Below are 17976 nucleotides of genomic sequence, written 5' to 3'. Positions count from 1 at the left end.
GTTGCTATGCTACATTATTCAACACACATTCGGTGGACGTGCCTGGGCGCGCTGATTCTACTGCTGGCAAGTCCGGCGGCACACGCGCAAACGTGGGGCACCGTCACAGGCACCGTCACTGATGCGTCTACGGAGGCACCACTTGCTGGCGTCACCGTCGTCATTAACGGCACCAACTTTGGTACCGCCACGCAGGCCAATGGCACGTACGACATGCGTGTCCCCGAGGGCACCCACGCCATTCGCTTTTCGGCGGTGGGATACGAGGCGCACATCGATTCGGTGCAGGTCCCTGGCAACACCACCGTCACGCTCAACGCCGCCCTCCCCGTAGATGTGATGGAGATGGACCAGGTCGTGGTCGAAGAGGGCGAGATTGCGCCTGATGCAGGTGTGCACCGCATCGACCCCGAAACGGTGCAAGACATGCCTACGCCGTTCAAAGACGGATTCCGCGCGCTCAAAGTAATGCCCGGTGTAGCCACCAACACCGAACTCTCACAGCAGTACTCCGTGCGCGGCGGCGGATACAACGAGAATCTGATTTTCCTGAACGGATTCGAGGTGTTCATGCCGTTTCGTCCGCGCCAGGGCGAGCAAGAAGGACTCGGCCTCCTCAACCCGGCCATGGCCGAAAGCATGACGCTGTACACCGGCGGCTTTCCCGTGCGCTATGGCGGCAAGCTCTCCTCGGCACTCGATGTGCAGTACCACGAGGTCGACGATGAATCCCTGCGTGGTAGTGCCGATGTGTCGCTGCTCGACGCCAGCGTGCACGCTCGTGGAGCCACCCTCAACGATCGCCTCAGCTGGAACGTAGGCGTGCGCCGCGCCCAGCCGGGGCGCTTCTTTGGTACGCAAGATCTGAAAGGCGACTACGACCCCGTCTTCACGGATGTGCAGGGCATGTTCACGTACCAGTTGGCTGAGGGGCATTCCATCGAAACGCTCGGCATCTACGCCGACCACGAGTTCGAGCTCGATCCCACCAACCAGAAAACCTACTTCGGCATCATCAGCCTGGACCCCGATGTGCCCTCCAACCTGCAGGCGCTCTGGGTGGATTTTGAGGGCACGCGCCAGGACGGATATACCACCGAGTTTCTGGGGACGCGCCTCAACAACCGGTTGAGCGACCGGCTGCGCATGGAGCACCAGCTTGCGTACTTCGGCACGCGCGAGACGGAGTTCTTCGAGATTACAGGCGACTCAGAGCTGTTTCAGGTCGATCCGGCGGGCGATCCGAACTCAGGGGCCGGGCACTTTGGCATTGGCACGTCCACGCAGACCGACTTCGCCAACAACGCTGTTGATGTGGAGACCATCACCGGCGGTGGGCGCTACAACTTCGCACTCGATCGCCACGCGCTCGAAGCAGGTTGGGATGTGCGCGGCCTCCGCTTTACCGACGATATTGACGAGCGCGCCATCATTAACACACGGGTGCAGCGCGACAGTGGCGAGCGTGAGGATATCCGCATCGTAGCCGATAGCCTGTCGGATGCGGCGCAGTTCAGTGAGATGCAGGCCGGCTTCTACGCCGAAAACACGATTGATGTGCTGCCCACACGCGGTCGCCTCTCGGTGACGGGCGGGCTACGCACCGACTACTACTCCTTTAACGACGAATGGACTGTGTCGCCGCGCCTGTCGGCAACGTTTCAGGCCAGCGAAAATCTGTCGTTGAGTGGAGCCTGGGGTATCTACCACCAGGCCCCGACCTATCGGGAGCTGCGCGGGGCAGTTGATTCTGAGGAGGGCATTGACGAATCCCTAAACCGCGACATCAACTCGCAGCGCTCCATGCAGTTTGTGCTGGGCGGCGAGTACTTCTTGCCGACACAGCGCTTGTACCTGCGGGCCGAGGGCTACTACAAACACCTCACGAACGTCATTTCCTACTCAATCGAAGACATTCGCGTGCAGTACTCGGGCGAGAACGATGCCACAGGCTTCGTGTACGGTCTCGATCTGCAGTTGCGCGGCGAACTGGTTCCGGGCCTGGAGAGCTGGTTCAACTACAGCTTCATGGTGGCGCGTGAGCGCATCAAACCGCAGTTTCAGAATAGATTCAACCAGGGTTTAGTGCCACGCCCGAGCGATCAGCGCCACACGTTCTCGGCCTTCCTGCAAGACACCATTCCGGGTGATGAGTCGTGGAAGGCGCATCTGCGCTTGCTCTTTGGCAGCGGACTGCCGTACACACCGCCTGTGCCCGGTCCGCGCGATGAAGCTACCGGACGGGTCGTGCAGATACCGGGGCCGCGCATGTCAGGGCGCATCACGCCCTATCGCCGTGTGGACTTAGGCGCTACGAAGCGCCTTACGCTGCTCGAATCCGATGACCGCGCGCCCGTCCACCTGGACCTGACTATGGAGCTGCTGAACGTATTCGACATGACGAACACGGTGTCGTTCAACTGGATTCCGAACAACGACAACCAGTGGACGCGCGTCCCGAACCGCCTTACACCGCGCACGGTGAATGCGCGCCTCAGCCTCACGTTTTAGGCAACCTCATCCGTTCTGTGGGCTCCGCTTCGGACTTGGGGTTGTGTTCGGTTCGCGCCGCTTCGGGTTGGGTACGCGGGGCGGCTGCGAGGGCGAACTGGGCGAGCGCTTCGGCTGCCGACGCGGCTGGCGTCGTGGGTTGGGGGTGCGACGACGGCGAGGGGCATTTTGAGAGGATGCGAAAGACATAGCATGTAGCACCGTCTGTGCAAAAGTATGCGTGTTGGGATACGCCTGTATGAAAAGCATTGTCAGATGTTGGCACGCGTAGCAGCGGTAAATGCAATGTTTTTGTGTGTAGAAGCATGTCCGCATGAAAGGCCAGATCGCGCGTATTTAAACAGCAGGTTCAGCGCAGTGTCGTGCTGCTGGACGTGTGATAGATCGCCCCCCAAATTACATGCTAACCCGTTATGCTCCGCATCCTCTCTCGCTTTCTTCCTGAAGGCATACGACGCACCCTCCGCACACTCAAATCGTGGCTGTTTGGGGCTATCGGGGTCGGGTTATGTATCGGAGCCGTTGTGATGCTGTATGATCCCCTGAGCACTATTATAAATACCGGCTCAGTGCCCGAGGATATATTCCGTCCGCTGTTTATTCCAGGCGTCATGCTATTCATTGGTGTTGGATTCGTATATACGGCTGTCACCAACTACCGAAGGGAGAAGGTCTACGAAGAGATCGAGGACATGGAGGAGCCCTGGACGGCCCGTGAGGCGTGGCAATCATCTACACTTACACATGAAAACTCACAGTCGTGGGGGTTTTTTACGACGGTGTTTCTGGGAGGCGGTGGTGCTCTGGCCGGATGGATCATATGGACTGCTATCATTACAGCGGAGACGCCGGAATGGCCTGCGCTCTTCGTGCTGATTTTCCCACTGGCGGGGGTTTTCATGGCCGTACAGATGGTGAAAGCCTACAGACGGAGGCAGCGATTTGGCATCTCGGAAGCAGAGCTGGAAACGATGCCCGGACGGCTGGGCGAGCGGTTCCTGGCACAGGTGCATGCGCGCATCGACCGGGATGAATTGCCAGAACACGGGGCGCAAGTGCAACTGTCGTGCTATCGACGGTCGGCACGCTACGAAACCACCGGGAGTGGAGACAACAAAAAGCGCACAGCCAAAGAGAAGAAACGGCTCCTGTGGCGTGGGGAAAAGCAGATGCGACCCATGTCGTACGATGCCGATGGTGCCCTCATTCCTGTGTCGTTTCAGGTTCCCGATGACATGCCCGAGTCAACTGCAATGAAGCGGTCGAAGAAATATCTGGCTCGCACCGGCAAATCGGATTTCATGTGGGTGCTTACCGTGCGAGCTGAGCTGCCGGGAATCGACTACAGATCACGCTTTGAGGTGCCTGTGTACGAGTCTGACGACAACACATCCACCAATGGCACCGCATCTGCATCGCTCCAGAAAGAGCATGAAGCAGAGGATGCATCTGAGCCGTCCGAAAAGGTGATGTGGGATCTGGAGCGTGATGAGGAGGCCCTTCAGGTTGATTCCGGAGAAGCAGAAGCCACGACCGACGACCCATACGCTGAGTATGTCGTTGAGCCGAATCTCACCGAGCCCATCAGCAAGAATATTTCTATAGAGCGCCTGGGCGGACGAGGGATTCGTGTGCACATGAAGCCCGATCGGAGCCTGAAAGGTATTGGGCTGCTCGCTTTTCTCGTTGTGTTTGGCATTGGCATGACAGTGGGAAGTGTCTTTGCCTTCGGTGCTAATTTCTTAGGAGGAGCGATATTTCTCTTCTTCGGAATTGTGTGCCTTTGGGCTGCCTGGTCAACCTGGCATCGCGAAGTCATTATCTCGGTTTCAGATGGTGAGGTGGACATCCAAACAGAGGGCGGAGCCGGGCAAGGCGGACGCTTTCCGGCTACAGAGGTCGAGGACATCAAGGTGCTTATCTCAGGGAATGAGTCTTCCTCAAACTACGAGATTGCGGTGCAGAAGCGGGCGTCGGGAGATGGCCTCGATAGTGGCACCGCAAAGGGCGTTATGGATACGATGGGCCAGGTTCTTGGCGAGGAGGCCACTGGAAAAATGAAGGAAAAAATGTCGGAAGCAAAAAACCGCGTGGCCCATCTCGATGGGCTTCACAACAAGCAAGAAGCCGACTGGATCGCAGAGCAGCTTCGCGAGGCGGTGGAGGCAGAGAAGCGGTACGCGTAGCGGAATGCTGTTAGTTTGCGGTTGGATATGTGGCGACGGGCTGCTAACAGAAGGTCTGCGTCACAAGCACGCGGAAATCCCCCGACTCCTCAAACTCTCCCGATCTCTTCATGGCCACGCCTATTCCTTCTGCTTGGTTCGATTCATGAAGCATATTGCGGCGATGCCCCGGACTTCGCATCCACTCCTGCACGACCTCGTCCGCAATCTCGTCGGCGGTATACCACTCGTACTTTTCTTCCCCACTCCTCGTGGTGTGGACTACATCGAGGGCCGAAACCCAGTTTATGTTCTCGGCAATGCCGCCCGTCTGTGGATTGTCTACGACCGTTGAGCACGATACGCCCACCTCCTCCCCACGCTCGGTGGGCGACTGGTCGTCGGGGTTGACGTGCGCATAGAAGTCGCGCTCAACCATGTCCTGGCTGTGCGCGCGGCTAACCCGGGCCAGATCGTCCGACCACTTCAAGAGCTCACGTCCGTTAGCTCTGCGCTCTTCGTTAACCTGCCTGTGGATAGAGCGCTCCAATGCCTCAATATCATACGACGGCATGGAGTCGGGTGGGCTCTCTTCCATGGTCTTGCACCCCGTCCACACAAGAAGGGTGAGTATTCCTGCAAGCAACGCGTACCGTTGTCCTGTGGAAAAAGACATTTTCATTTGCACGTATGGCAACGACGTATATGAAGAGGAGCACAAGGGCTGGGACGTAATATGCTTCAAGATATGCCTGAAGCTACACGGTTCTGCCTCAACAGAAGGTCTGCGTCACGAGCACGCGCAAGTCGTCCGAGACGGCCACGCCCAGCCCCTGTGCTTCGTACGTGTCGTTGAGAATGTTGCGTCGGTGGCCAGAACTGCCCATCCATCCTTGCACGACCGTCTCTGACAGCCCGTTGGCGGTCTTCCAATCGTAGGTAACCGATGTTTCATCGCCCTGGGTCGTGGTGCGGCGGGTGTGATAGGCAGACGCATCGTAGATATTCTCGGCGATTCCGCCTGCCCGCCGACCTTCTACAATCGTGGTGCACGACACATCCATCGCCTGCCCGCGCTCGGTAGGGCTTTGTCCGTCGGGATTGACGTGGTCGAAGAAGTCGCGTTGGACCATGTCCTGGCTATGCGCACGGCTGAGCGCTGCCAACTCTTCGGACCATGCAAGGGACGAGAGGCCCGCCGCCTCGCGCTCGCTGTTTACGCGTTCGTGTATTGATTGGGCCATGGTGTTTGTGTCGTAGTTCGGCATGGAGGCCACGGCGTCATCATCCACAGCAGGGGTACTGCCCTGGCAGCCTATCCACAGCGTGAGCAGAAGCAGGCTTGCAAGCCAACCCGTTGTGCGGCCGCGCAGAGAAAAAGAGACCATCAGTTGAGTATGTAGTGCGGGAAGGGCAAGTGCACGGGCCCATATAGAGCCGTTATTGATACCGATCTATTCGGAGAGTCCATCCACAAGATATCCACAATGTGGATAACTTCAAATCGCGCGATATAAGAATGGGCGTCAAAGGGCTCAATAACGGTATCTAAACAGTGCATCAACAACATATGACAGGAGGCCGAAAGTGATTTTGATATCGCCGTTATGTTTCTCGTGCGTCGGTTAATCTGTGGGTTCTTTGTGGATAAAAGACCCTTGCGTTCGTCTAAAAAGCCGATTTAGTTGATACAGTGCTTGTGCAGTCGGCACGTGTTGCGAGACCAGCTCGCGCGGACTGCCTACGCTATCGCATCCTGTTTCATCTATATTCAACGACCGCATGTCCAACACTGAGAAATCAGCGCCCTCCGCAGCGTCCAGCGGAGCCGTGCTGCCTGACTCCGCAGCGCTGGAAGAGGGCTTGTCCATTACACGTACCTTCTCGTCCGAGGGCGAACATCCGTTCGACAGCCTGGACTGGGAGACGCGCGACGCTGCGATTAAGAACCCAAGTGGCGCATCCATCTTTGAACAGAACGATGTGGAGTTTCCGGAGTCGTGGAGCCAGCTTGCCACGAACGTGGTGGCGAGCAAGTATTTCTACGGCGACCTCGATGACGGCAACGGGAGTCCAGCCGACGGCAAGCGCGAGTACTCGCTGAAACAGCTCATTGACCGCGTAACGCGCACCATTACCGAATGGGGGCGCGAGCAGGGCTATTTTGCCACCGACGCGGATGTGGACCGCTTCTACGACGAGCTGACGTGGCTCTGTGTGAACCAGTATGGCGCGTTTAACTCACCCGTGTGGTTCAACGTGGGCCTGGGCCAGCAGTACGGCATTCGTGACACGGGCGACAAGAAGATCTACGGCTGGGATGAGGACGCCCAGGAAGTGACGCGCGTAGACCCGTACCTGTATCCGCAAGCTGCGGCGTGCTTCATCGTGGATGTAGAAGACTCCATCGACGGCATCTGGAAGACGATGGGCGAGAGCGCGCGCCTGTTCAAGTTCGGATCGGGCGTGGGTGCAGACTGGAGCACGCTGCGTTCGTCTAAAGAGAAGCTCTCCGGCGGCGGCCAGCCGAGCGGTCCGGTCAGCTTCATGAAGGTGCAGGATGCCACAGGCGGCACCATCAAAAGCGGCGGCAAGACGCGCCGCGCTGCGATTATGCAGACGCTGAAGTGCTGGCACCCCGATGCGGAGGAGTTTGTGGAGGCGAAGCAGACCGAGGAAAAAAAAGCCTGGGCGCTGATTGAGCAGGGCTACGACGGCTCGTTCAACGGTCCGGCCTACGGCGCGGTGGACTTCCAGAACGTGAACCACAGCCTGCGCGTCACGGACGCATTTATGGAAGCCGCCGAGCGCGGTGAATCCTTCGAACTGCGTGCGGTAACCACCGGCGAGGTCGTCGACGAGGTGGATGCGGCGGAGCTGCTCCACAAAGTGAGCGAAGGCACCTACATCTGTGGTGATCCGGGCCTGCAGTATGAGGACACCATCCAGCGGTGGCACACCTGCAAGAACACGGGGCCCATCAACTCCAGCAACCCGTGCAGCGAGTACCTCTTTCTGGACAACTCGGCCTGCAACCTGGCCTCGCTCAACCTGCGCAAGTACCAGCGCGACGACGGCTCGGTGGATGTGGAGCGGCTGCGGGCGGCGGCACGCATCTACATTACAGCGCAGGAGATTCTGGTGGATAACGCGGGTTACCCCTCCGAATCCATCGCTCGCAACAGTCACCGGTTTCGTCCGCTCGGACTCGGCTTCGCCAACATCGGCGCGCTGCTGATGTCGATGGGACTGCCGTACGACAGCGACGAAGGCCGCGCGGTGGCGGGCGCCATCATGGCGATTGAGCACAGCGAGGCGTACGCCCGTAGCGCCGAAATCGCGGCCAACAAAGGCATTGGTCCGTTCGAGGAGTACGCCACGAACGAGGAGCCGATGCTCGACGTGATGCGCATGCATCGCGATGCGGTGCACGACATCGACCGCGACGACTGCCCCGACTATCTGCTCGAAGCCGCGCACGAGAGCGCCGAGCGCATGGTGGCACTGGGCGAGCGCCACGGCTATCGCAACGCGCAGGCTACGGTGTTGGCCCCGACGGGCACCATTGGCTTCTTCCTTGACTGCGATACCACTGGCATTGAGCCCGACATTGCGCTCGTGAAGTACAAGCTGCTGGCCGGCGATGGCGAGGGCATGTTCAAGATCGTGAACAAGACCGTGCCGCTGGCGCTGAACCGGCTGGGCTACTCCGACGATGAGATCGAGGCGATCATTGCCTATATCGACGAGCACGACACCATCGAGGGCGCGCCGCAGCTCAAAGACGAGCACCTGCCGGTGTTCGACTGCGCATTTGCGCCATCCAACGGCGAGCGGTCGATTCACCACCTGGGCCATATCAAGATGCTGGGTGCAGTACAGCCGTTTGTGAGTGGGTCAATTAGCAAGACTGTGAATATGCCGGAGGATGCCGAGCCCGACGACATTGCCGATGCCTACCAGAAAGGATGGGAGGTTGGATGCAAGGCCGTAGCCATCTACCGCGAGAACTCGAAGCGGAGTCAGCCGCTCTCAACCAGCGAAGGCGGCAACACGCAGAAGTCCGACGCCGAGAAAGCAGCTGCCAAAGAAGCTGCGGCCCAGGCCGAGCCCTCGGGTGACGGCGCGATGCCTGACGCCGAGCCTGCCGAGCCGGAGATCCGCGAGAAGGTCGTGTACAAGCCGACCCGCAAGCGCCTCCCCGACGAGCGTCCGTCGATCACGCACAAGTTTTCGATTGCTGGACACGAGGGCTACCTGACGGTGGGTCTCTACCCCGAGACCGAGCAGCCGGGTGAGATCTTCATCACGATTGCCAAGCAGGGCTCGACCCTTGCCGGCATGATGGACGCCTTTGCCACCAGCGTGTCCATTGCGCTGCAATACGGCGTGCCACTGGAGGATCTGTGCCGCAAGTTCAGCCACATGCGGTTTGAGCCGAGCGGCTTCACGAACAACAAGCAGATCCCCATCGCCAAGTCGATGATGGACTACATCTTCCGATATCTGTCCATCAAGTTTTTGGATACGGAAGCGCAGCCGTCCGGTGCGGCGGAGGGTACCGTGGACCCTAACGCGGCCGCTGGGGAGCATGCCTCCGGCAGCGGCGAAGCGACATCGAACACCGCCCAGGCCGAGCTCGACTTCGGCACGATGCAGCCCTCGACTGGATCGCCTTCGGCTGGTTCGGCCGAGGCACCTGCTTCAAAGCAAGCACCCGAGATTGGCGACGACGAGTCGCTGGTGGGGCAGACCATTGACGCGTTCATGGATGCCACGGCGGATGCCCCGGAGCAGCAGGCCGCCATGCAGCAGACGGCGAAAACCACCTACAAGAACCAGGAGGACTCGCCGCCCTGCGCCAACTGCGGCACCATTACCGTCCGCAGCGGCGCCTGCTACATCTGCCCGGCGTGCGGGACGACCACGGGGTGTGGGTAATGCTACGCCCGGTCATCGCTGAAACCAATTACGCCCGGTCGCCCTGCATGGGAGGCCGGGCGTGTTGTTGTGTGAGGTAGTCAGCGATGCGAATGGAACCGATCCTGCGTCCACCGAGCCGGGTTGTTGTGAATGTACCGGCGGATGTGGCGTAGGGCCTGGCGGTTGCGAATGATACGGTCGTAGAAATTGCCTTGCCACACCGCAGCCCCCGGCGTATTGCGGTGGCGGTTGATCCGTTTGGTCGCGATCGATTTAAATTGCCGCATCATTGTGGATATCGAATTGGCAACGGTCCGCCCGTACGCGCGGTTGTGGTCGGGCGTTGGCGTGTTACCAGTGTTGCCAGGATGGGGAAATGTGTCCCCGTAGGGATTCATCGCCGATGAATCCCTACTTGCCGTATCCGGACGAATCCAAATAATCCCGTGTATGTGATTTGGCATCACGACGAACGCATCCAACGTCACGTTTGCGCGAACCTGTTCGGTGCGGTGCCATTCGTCGGATACAAGACGCCCACACGTGTTCATATGCATGTGACCGGTGTCGATATATCCGAATAGATGCTGCCGTTCATGCGTGCAGATCGTGATGAAATACACCCCGGGGTGGGTGTAATCCCACTCGGGATGGCGCATCGACTGGCGGGCGTGGATATCAGGGTTGTAGGACATGGCTGCGGGAAGAACTGCTGTGGGTTTCTTGCATGACACACGCCCCCGTCTATTCGTAACGCCAGATTCTCGCCAATCGGTTTGCATCCGAACGGCGAAGATGCGTTCTTTTTATGCATCAACAGCACCGTTTCGCATCCCCCTGAACAACGTTCAAACGACGCATGGATCTTGGCATCGCAGGCAATACGGCGCTTATCACGGCCTCCAGTAGCGGACTCGGCAAGGCGTCGGCCATGGCGCTGGCGCGTGAGGGCGTGAACGTGGTCATCAATGGGCGCGATGCGGCGAAGCTGGAAGCCGCCCGCAACGAGATCGAAGCCGAAGCGCAGGGCGAGGTGCTCGCGCATCCGGCGGACTTGACCGATGCGGAGGCCCTCGAAGGGCTGGTGGATGCGACACTTGACACCTTTGGACGGCTGGATCATCTCGTAACCAGCGCGGGCGGTCCGCCGAGCGGGGCGTTTTTAGATACGGATGACGCCGACTGGTACGAGGCCTACGACCTGCTCGTGATGAGCGTGGTGCGGCTGGTGCGGCAGTGCGCGCCACATCTGAAGGCCGACGGCGGCGGCACCATCGTCACGATCACATCGCGCAGCGTGAAGGAAGCGATCGATGCGCTGGTGCTCTCCAATTCGGTTCGCATGTCGGTTATCGGACTCGAAAAGACGCTCTCGAAGGAACTGGCGCCCGAGGTCCGCGCCAACGCGGTGCTGCCGGGCGCGCACGAAACCGCCCGCATTCGCGAGCTCATTGAGCAGGCCATGGAGCGCGGCGACTACGATAGCCACGAGGAGGGCCTGGCGGACTGGGGCGCGGGCAATCCGCTGCAGCGCATTGGCGATCCGATGGAGCTGGGCCACACCGTTGCGTTTTTGTCGTCGCCGCTGTCGGGCTATATCAACGGCGCGGCCATCCCGATTGATGGCGGCTCCGGCGCTTCAAATTTGTAGCATCTACTCTGTTCCCGAACGAAGGCCGGACGCATGCCGTACACAAGGCATCGTTCGCTGCACACGCCACCGGCCCCCCGCTGCCTTGGGGTGTGCTCTGTATTTGGTTTGGTGATGCACCATGCGCGACTATCTTCTCTCGGCCTGGGTGTGGACGTCCACGGCGCTGCTTCTGTGTGCGTGGCTGCCGGTCATGGCGGTGGTGCGCCTGACCGACCGCGACCCGGCGCTCCACCGAAGTGGCTATGCCCTTCGCATCTTGGGGCGGCTCATGACCTATCTGAATCCGTTCTGGAACGTTGAAACGCAAGGCGAACTGCCCATCCCGCGCCATCCGTACGTGGTGGTAAGCAACCACCTGTCTCAGGCCGACCCGCCGGTGGTGTCGCGGCTGCCGTGGGAGATGAAGTGGGTTGCCAAGAAAGCGCTGTTCGATCTGCCCGTAGCGGGCTGGCTCTTGCGCATGTCGGGCGATATCTGCGTAGACCGGCGCGACTCCGAAAGCCGAAGCGCCGTCATCGACAAAGCCCGCCACTACCTCCGCCACCAATGCAGCGTAATGCTATGCCCCGAAGGCACCCGCTCGCGCGACGGACGCGTGCACTCGTTTGCCAGCGGCGCCTTCCGGCTCGCAATCAACGAAGGCGTGTCGGTTGTGCCCATCGCCATTGACGGCACGCAAGACGCGCTCCCCAAGCACAGCCTCGTCTTTCGCACCAGCCCGCAGACCATGCGCGTAAAGGTACTCCCCCCGGTCGATCCGGTGGCCGAGGGCCTGACCGATGTCAACGCCTTCCGCGCACACGTACGGCGCCAAATAGTGGAGCAGATTGCAACCTGGCGTGGTGTCGATCCGGTTCAGGTGGATGCAGAAGCTTCAACGCCTGAGACGACGTGATGGCGCAGCTCCGACGCTCTGTATCCCCCTGTGCAATCAATCTTTAGAGGCGAAACTACGTGCTCACACGAGCATAGCGAGACGGCGCGAGGGCCGCGTTACGGCGACGTAGAGCAGGGCGTGCTGCTCGGGGCCCCGGCAGACCTGAAGGTCGCGGTAGTCCACAAAAACGGTGTCGAAGGTAGAGCCTTGCGCTTTGTGTACGGTGGAGGCGTAGGCGTAATCGACCTTGGCGAACTGTTCGCGCAGGCTGTAGTAGCGATCCCATTTCTTGTGGTCGTCTTTGGCCGCGTCGCGACGGCGGTCGAGTGCGTCGCGGTAGCGCTCGTGTTCATCGTCGTGCAGCACCGCAATGTCGCGGCGAAAGTCGTCGTGGACGCCCCGCACCTTGAGCGTCCACACCTTCCAGGTGCTCATGTCATCGCCCTCAATGCGCTCCTCGGTGATGGCTTCGACGCGCACTTCTTCGCTGTTTTTGATAAGGGGGCGCTGGTCGTGAAACCACGTTTCGCGGGCCACAATCCACTCGCCAATCTCGAAGCGGGCGGCCTGCTCGCCGTAGCGCTCGGCCCGCACGCGGCGGTTGTAGGCGCGTACGGTTTTGTTGCGGTACGCCAGGATGCGCGCGTGTTCGGGATTCGTGCGAAACGTCTCGCTCGTGAAGGCGCGCACCAGGCTCCCAAAGAACTGATCGTCGTTGTGGGTGATGGCCACGCCCTGTCCGTCGTCGTACTTGCTGCGGAAGCCGTGCCAGTTGTGGTTGCGCACCTTGGTGGCCAGCTCCAGCACGGGGTTGCCCTTGGCCTGGCGGTGTACCTGTTCGAGTGTAGGACCAGACACCTGCAGCGCAGGCGATTCCTCTTCATTGACGGGGGGAAGCTGCGCCGGATCGCCCACGAAGAGCCACTGCACGCGGTCGGGCGTGGCCTGAATGTACTGCCACTCATCGCGCCCCACCATCGAGGCTTCGTCAACCACGACGATGCTGGCCTCCATATCGCGCTCCTTGTTGTCGGGTACGAGTTCGTAGTCGCCTTTGCCATCGGGCTGCAGGCGCAAGCCCAGAAATGCATGGAGCGTCTGCGTAGGCACCCCCACACTGAGGTGATTACGAAGCACTTGCACGGCCTTGTGGGTTGGGGCGCAGACGTACACGGAGCAGTCTTCATTGTCGAGCTGCTCGACGAGCTGGCCCACAATGACGGTTTTACCCGTGCCGGCATAGCCACGGAGTCCGGTGAAGCGTTCGCCGCTGGCCAGGCAGTCGTAGACGGCATCGTACGCGGCTTGCTGGTCGTCGGTGAGGGTCATGGAGGGGGGCTGTTGATCGATCGTGAGAAACGTGTAGAGCGGGCAAGTTACAGACGCGAGGGCGTGGGCGACGGTGCAGACTGCGCATTCGAGCGCCGATCGGCCAGGTGCTGCAGGTGGCGCCCGAATCCGTTCATAACGAGCAGGTGCGCCACCGCCTGCGTGGCGTTGTACAGCTTCCAGGGCAGCATGGGCGAAAAGTCGTGAATGGCCGCCAGGATGTGCGTGCCGTCGGCAGTGCGGCGAAACTCCAGGCGTCCTGCATGAGGCGCGCCATCGGGCATGCGCGCCAAGAGGCCGCCCGTCACGTAGAAGAGCTGGCGTCCGGTGGGACTGCGGTCGGGCGCGTAGCTTAGCTCCAGCAGGGTAATGCCGAGCGGTTTCAGTTCGATACGGCACACGCGCTGCTTGGCCACCGTGCACTGCAGGAGGGGGCCGCCAATGCGAGGGAGCCAGCGCATGTACTGGTTGGCCACATCACGCGCTGTGTAGCCGGGGGGCAGCGGCAGTCGCTGCACCGAGCGTACTACGCTCTGCTCGCGCATGATGGCTTCGTCTTCTGAACGGAGCGCCGACCGCGGATTGGGATACGGGCGCCCGTGTTCGTCGATCGCTGAGCGGAGGCCCTGCTCAAACGACTGCATGCCGGGGCGCAGCGTCTCTTGCAGCGGGTTCGAATCGACTGCGACCTGGTAGCGCAGGCTGTCCACAAACGGACTGACAAGCGCCCACGGCGCGCCGCTGAAGAGCCAGACCCACAGCTTAGAGAGGCGCGGCGAGGTGACGGGCACGGTGCCCATGGGCCGCGACAGGCCCAGCACATGGGCGGTACGCTTCAGCATCTCTCGGTACGACATCACGTCGGGGCCGCCCAGGTCGTACGTGGCGCTGTAGTGCTGCTCATTGCCCAGCACATGCTCAATGGCACGTACAATGTCGGCGCGCACAATCGGCTGGGTTTTGGCCTGCGTCCATGCCGGGAGAACCATAATAGGCACGCGCCGCACCAGATTGATAAGCATGCTGAGCCAGGTACCGCCTCGCCCTACGATGAGCCCGGCGCGCAGCGCAGTAAGCGGGGTCTGGCAGGAGGCCAAGGCGGTCTCGACCTCGCGGCGGCTGCGCAGGCGTTGAGGCAGGTCGTCCATATCGGGCACGAGGCCGCCCAGCGTGATGATCTGCTTCACGTTTTGCGCTTCGGCAGCACGCGCTACGTTGTCCGCCAGGAGCAGGTCCAGGTCGGGGGCACGCGCTTGCGTGAGGCGGGCGGAGGCGTGCAGCGAGTGCACCAGGTAGAGCACGTAGTCAACGCCCTCCAACGCTTGCTGAACGTCATACGGATCGAACAAGTCGCAGTGGCGCCACTCCACGGGCGAATCGCGGCGGGTGTTGGACTGCTCGCGTGCCGGAGACCGTGTGAGCGCGCGCACGTGATAGCTGCTGGTCAGCGTGGTGCGGAGCGCAGTCCCTACGAATCCGGTAGCCCCTGCAATAGCCACAACAGGGCGGTGGGATGAGGTCGGATGCGGCGCGGCGCCAGCCATAGCGGGGCACGGGGTCGGAGGGTAGGTGGAGATGCAAAAAGCCAGCCTCGGGAATCCCCGAGACCGGCTCCGTTGCGGAGAGGGAGGGATTCGAACCCTCGAAACGGCTATAAACCGTTTACTCCCTTAGCAGGGGAGCGCCTTCAGCCACTCGGCCACCTCTCCAAAACGTACGTTGTGTATGATGTGCGTTTGTCGTTTGTTGCGTACGATACACAGGCAACAATGGGTTCCGGGTGCTGGAGCGCAAGACTGCGTAATTCGTATCAACAATGTGCGATTTGCTCTACGATTCGAGCGCTTCGGCTCCGCTTGAGATGTCGAGGATCTCCATCGTAATGGCATTCTGCCGGGCGCGGTTGTACTTCAGTTGCAGTTCGTCGCGCAGCTCCTCGGCATTGCTGGTGGCGTTATCCATTGCGACCATGCGGGCCCCTTGCTCGGCAGCGTTGGACTCCAGCAGCGCCCGCCACATCTGGTAGTTAAGGAAGCGCGGCACCAGCGCGTTCATGATCTGCTCAGCGCCGGGCTCAAAGATGTAATCCACTTCGAGGGTGTCGTCGATCTCGGGGAGGTCTTCCTCCTCCATTACCGGTGTAAGGAACTGCTCCTTGGGTAGTGGGAGAAGCGGCTCCACAATGCGGTTCTGCGAAATCGTGTTTTTGAACTCGTTGTAGACCATGTCCACATGGCCCCAGATGGCTCGGTCGAAGCCCTCATGGGCCGCCTCTACCACTTTCTTGGCGAGACTGAAGTTGAGGCCGTCGAACACGTTGCGGAAGTCGCCTACCAGTTGGTAGTCGCGGCGTGCAAAGTGCTCGTGGCCCTTGCGTCCCACGCAGAGCAGATACAGGTTGCCCTGCTTGCGCTCTGCCGTATACTTGGCCTCGATTTCAGCTTCTGCCGTTTTGATGACGTTGCTGTTGAACGCTCCCGCCAGTCCACGGTCGGCTGTAACGATGATGAGCAGCACACCGTCTGTATCCGGCTGCTGGAAGAGGGGATGGCCCACGTCTTCCAGCTTGTCGGTGAGGTGCCCAATCAGCTCACGCAGCTTGTAGGCGTAGGGGCGCGCTTCAAAAATGCGCTCCTGGGCCCGGCGGAGCTTCGCGGCAGCCACCATTTTCATGGCGCGCGTTACTTGCTTGGTGTTCTCAATCGAGTCGATCCGATTGCGGATGTCGCGGAGGTTGGCCATAGATGGCAGGGGTGGGGCAAACGGGGCGGATACAGTGCAGCGCGGCAGGCACAGGCGGCGTTAGAGCGCCTCCAGCATCTCGTCGTCTTCTTCGTCTTCGTCGTCGACTACAATGAAGGTAGACGCCACATCAGACACCACGTCGCGGATTTCGGACTCGGCGTCGTCGCTCATTTTCCCGCTTTCGCGAATGGTATCAAGAACGGATTCGTGCTGCGTGCGCATGGTTTCAAGCAGCGCGTCCTCAAAGTCCTGAATGTCTTCGACGGGGACTTTGTCGAGCAGGCCTTCGGTAGCGGCGTAGATGATGACGACTTGCTCTTCAGCAGGCAGGGGCGAGAATTCGTTCTGTTTCAGGATCTCGACCATGCGCTCGCCACGGTTCAGCTGGCGCTGCGTGGAGGCATCGAGGTCGGAGCCAAACTTGGCAAATGCCTCCAGCTCGCGGTACTGCGACAGGTCGATGCGTAGCGTACCGGCCACGCTCTTCATCGCCTTGATCTGCGCGTTTCCCCCCACACGACTTACCGACGTCCCCACATCGATAGCCGGGCGCACACCTGAGTTAAAGAGGTCGGTTTCAAGGTAGATCTGCCCGTCGGTAATCGAAATGACGTTGGTCGGAATGTAGGCAGATACGTCACCAGCCTGCGTTTCGATAACGGGAAGCGCCGTGAGTGAGCCGCCGCCTTTGACGCGGTCTTTCAGCCCCTCAGGCAGGTTGTTCATGTCGGAAGCCACTTCCTGGTTGCTAATGATTTTGGCTCCGCGCTCCAGCAGGCGGCTGTGCAGGTAAAACACATCGCCCGGGTAGGCTTCGCGTCCGGGTGGGCGGCGCAGCAAGAGCGAGAGTTCGCGGTAGGCAACGGCCTGCTTCGAGAGGTCGTCGTAGGCGACGAGGGCATGGCGCCCGGTATCCCGGAAGAACTCGCCGATGCACGCGCCCGCAAACGGCGCAATGTACTGCAGCGGCGTGGGCATGGACGCCGAGGCGTTCACGATGACCGTGTACTCCATCGCGTCGTTGCGCTCCAGGGCGCGCTGCACCTGGGCTACGGTCGAGTCCTTCTGCCCTACCGCCACGTAGATGCAGTAGACCGGCTTGTCGGTATCCTGCGTCTGCTTCTGATTGATGATTGTATCGACAATGACCGCTGTCTTTCCGGTTTGGCGGTCACCAATCACGAGTTCGCGCTGTCCACGCCCAATCGGTACCATCGAGTCGATGGCCTTGAGCCCGGTTTGCAGCGGTTCGGTTACAGGCTCGCGGTAGATGACGCCGGGTGCCTTGCGCTCCAGTGGCATGTCGATGGTGTCGCCCTCGATGGGGCCTTTGCCGTCGAGCGGGCGCCCCAGCGGGTCAACCACGCGGCCCAGCATGTTCTCGTTGACAGGCACCGAGGCGATGTTGCCGGTGCGGCGCGCCTGGTCGCCTTCGCTGACTGCGTTTACGTCGCCAAAGATGACCGCGCCGACGCTATCTTCTTCAAGGTTGAGCACCATGCCACGCACGCCCGAATCGGGAAACGTGATGAGCTCGCCAGCTTGAACGTTCGAGAGGCCGTAGAGCGTGGCGATACCGTCGCCGGCCTGGAGCACCGTGCCTACCTCGTAGACATCGGCATCGGCGTCGAAGCCCCCCAGTTCGCGCTTGAGGACAGACGTTACTTCGTCTGGTCGAATAGCAGTAGACATAGCGGAGTGGTGTTAGCGGAGTAAATGGTACAGGTGTGAGGGCGCGCCGTGCGCAGAGTGCGTGGCGCAGCATGTGTTGG

Annotated in this window: 12 protein-coding genes and 1 tRNA gene; 5 read left to right on the top strand and 8 right to left on the bottom strand. The window is 60.6% G+C overall.

The genetic code is table 11. The features are described from left to right. Nucleotides 1-6 precede the first annotated feature (6 nt). Complete coding sequence (locus CRI93_RS13125; RefSeq protein ID WP_098063099.1) at nucleotides 7-2511, top strand: TonB-dependent receptor; 2505 nt, start codon at nucleotides 7-9, stop codon at nucleotides 2509-2511. Between the two features lie 413 nt (nucleotides 2512-2924). Beyond that, complete coding sequence (locus CRI93_RS13120; protein ID WP_141491714.1) at nucleotides 2925-4697, top strand: hypothetical protein; 1773 nt, start codon at nucleotides 2925-2927, stop codon at nucleotides 4695-4697. A 43-nt stretch (nucleotides 4698-4740) separates the two neighbouring features. Here the strand turns inward: CRI93_RS13120 and CRI93_RS13115 are convergent, their stop codons facing one another. Next, nucleotides 4741-5274 carry a CAP domain-containing protein gene (locus CRI93_RS13115; RefSeq protein WP_176521872.1) on the bottom strand — a complete coding sequence of 178 codons (534 nt, stop codon included), beginning with the start codon at nucleotides 5272-5274 and terminating at the stop codon, nucleotides 4741-4743. Between the two features lie 175 nt (nucleotides 5275-5449). Then, a complete protein-coding gene (locus CRI93_RS13110; protein WP_176521871.1) occupies nucleotides 5450-5968 on the bottom strand; it encodes a CAP domain-containing protein in 519 nt (172 codons plus the stop codon). A 490-nt stretch (nucleotides 5969-6458) separates the two neighbouring features. Here CRI93_RS13110 and CRI93_RS13105 point away from each other — a divergent pair, with 490 nt between their 5' ends. Next, nucleotides 6459-9617, top strand: coding sequence for a vitamin B12-dependent ribonucleotide reductase (locus tag CRI93_RS13105; protein ID WP_098063095.1), 3159 nt, complete (start codon nucleotides 6459-6461; stop codon nucleotides 9615-9617). 80 nt (nucleotides 9618-9697) lie between these two features. On the opposite strand, the gene CRI93_RS13100 is transcribed toward CRI93_RS13105, so the two are convergent. Then, nucleotides 9698-10294: a transposase gene (locus tag CRI93_RS13100; protein WP_098063094.1), complete on the bottom strand. Its 597-nt coding sequence runs from the start codon at nucleotides 10292-10294 to the stop codon at nucleotides 9698-9700. A gap of 164 nt (nucleotides 10295-10458) precedes the next feature. Here CRI93_RS13100 and CRI93_RS13095 point away from each other — a divergent pair, with 164 nt between their 5' ends. Both CRI93_RS13095 and CRI93_RS13090 read left to right on the top strand, forming a co-directional pair. Further along, nucleotides 10459-11250, top strand: coding sequence for an SDR family oxidoreductase (locus tag CRI93_RS13095; RefSeq protein WP_098063093.1), 792 nt, complete (start codon nucleotides 10459-10461; stop codon nucleotides 11248-11250). A 121-nt stretch (nucleotides 11251-11371) separates the two neighbouring features. Further along, nucleotides 11372-12148 carry a lysophospholipid acyltransferase family protein gene (locus tag CRI93_RS13090; protein WP_245850528.1) on the top strand — a complete coding sequence of 259 codons (777 nt, stop codon included), beginning with the start codon at nucleotides 11372-11374 and terminating at the stop codon, nucleotides 12146-12148. 63 nt (nucleotides 12149-12211) lie between these two features. Here the strand turns inward: CRI93_RS13090 and CRI93_RS13085 are convergent, their stop codons facing one another. From CRI93_RS13085 to atpA, 5 genes are all read right to left on the bottom strand, one after another. After that, nucleotides 12212-13459 carry an ATP-dependent DNA helicase gene (locus CRI93_RS13085; protein ID WP_098063092.1) on the bottom strand — a complete coding sequence of 416 codons (1248 nt, stop codon included), beginning with the start codon at nucleotides 13457-13459 and terminating at the stop codon, nucleotides 12212-12214. A 47-nt stretch (nucleotides 13460-13506) separates the two neighbouring features. After that, nucleotides 13507-15003, bottom strand: coding sequence for an NAD(P)H-binding protein (locus tag CRI93_RS13080; RefSeq protein ID WP_098063091.1), 1497 nt, complete (start codon nucleotides 15001-15003; stop codon nucleotides 13507-13509). Nucleotides 15004-15078: 75 nt separating this feature from the next. Next, nucleotides 15079-15168, bottom strand: a tRNA-Ser gene (locus tag CRI93_RS13075). A 121-nt stretch (nucleotides 15169-15289) separates the two neighbouring features. Next, nucleotides 15290-16201 carry an ATP synthase F1 subunit gamma gene (gene atpG, locus CRI93_RS13070; protein ID WP_098063090.1) on the bottom strand — a complete coding sequence of 304 codons (912 nt, stop codon included), beginning with the start codon at nucleotides 16199-16201 and terminating at the stop codon, nucleotides 15290-15292. Between the two features lie 60 nt (nucleotides 16202-16261). Continuing rightward, the gene (gene atpA / locus CRI93_RS13065) at nucleotides 16262-17896 is read right to left on the bottom strand and encodes a F0F1 ATP synthase subunit alpha (protein WP_098063089.1); all 1635 of its coding nucleotides are present in this window, start codon (nucleotides 17894-17896) and stop codon (nucleotides 16262-16264) included. Between the last annotated feature and the right edge of the window lie 80 nt (nucleotides 17897-17976).

The organism is Longimonas halophila (assembly GCF_002554705.1).
Taxonomy (GTDB): Bacteria; Bacteroidota; Rhodothermia; order Rhodothermales; family Salinibacteraceae; genus Longimonas; species Longimonas halophila.
This window is presented reverse-complemented; position numbering and strand designations above follow the sequence as displayed.

Bases quoted from the DNA above. Each gene is read 5' to 3' on its own strand.
- CRI93_RS13125 (WP_098063099.1), top strand. From the start codon at position 7: ATGCTACATTATTCAACACACATTCGGTGGACGTGCCTGGGCGCGCTG.
- CRI93_RS13120 (WP_141491714.1), top strand. From the start codon at position 2,925: ATGCTCCGCATCCTCTCTCGCTTTCTTCCTGAAGGCATACGACGCACC.
- CRI93_RS13115 (WP_176521872.1), bottom strand. From the start codon at position 5,274: ATGGAAGAGAGCCCACCCGACTCCATGCCGTCGTATGATATTGAGGCA.
- CRI93_RS13105 (WP_098063095.1), top strand. From the start codon at position 6,459: ATGTCCAACACTGAGAAATCAGCGCCCTCCGCAGCGTCCAGCGGAGCC.
- CRI93_RS13100 (WP_098063094.1), bottom strand. From the start codon at position 10,294: ATGTCCTACAACCCTGATATCCACGCCCGCCAGTCGATGCGCCATCCC.
- CRI93_RS13095 (WP_098063093.1), top strand. From the start codon at position 10,459: ATGGATCTTGGCATCGCAGGCAATACGGCGCTTATCACGGCCTCCAGT.
- CRI93_RS13090 (WP_245850528.1), top strand. From the start codon at position 11,372: ATGCGCGACTATCTTCTCTCGGCCTGGGTGTGGACGTCCACGGCGCTG.
- CRI93_RS13085 (WP_098063092.1), bottom strand. From the start codon at position 13,459: ATGACCCTCACCGACGACCAGCAAGCCGCGTACGATGCCGTCTACGAC.
- CRI93_RS13080 (WP_098063091.1), bottom strand. From the start codon at position 15,003: ATGGCTGGCGCCGCGCCGCATCCGACCTCATCCCACCGCCCTGTTGTG.
- atpG (WP_098063090.1), bottom strand. From the start codon at position 16,201: ATGGCCAACCTCCGCGACATCCGCAATCGGATCGACTCGATTGAGAAC.
- atpA (WP_098063089.1), bottom strand. From the start codon at position 17,896: ATGTCTACTGCTATTCGACCAGACGAAGTAACGTCTGTCCTCAAGCGC.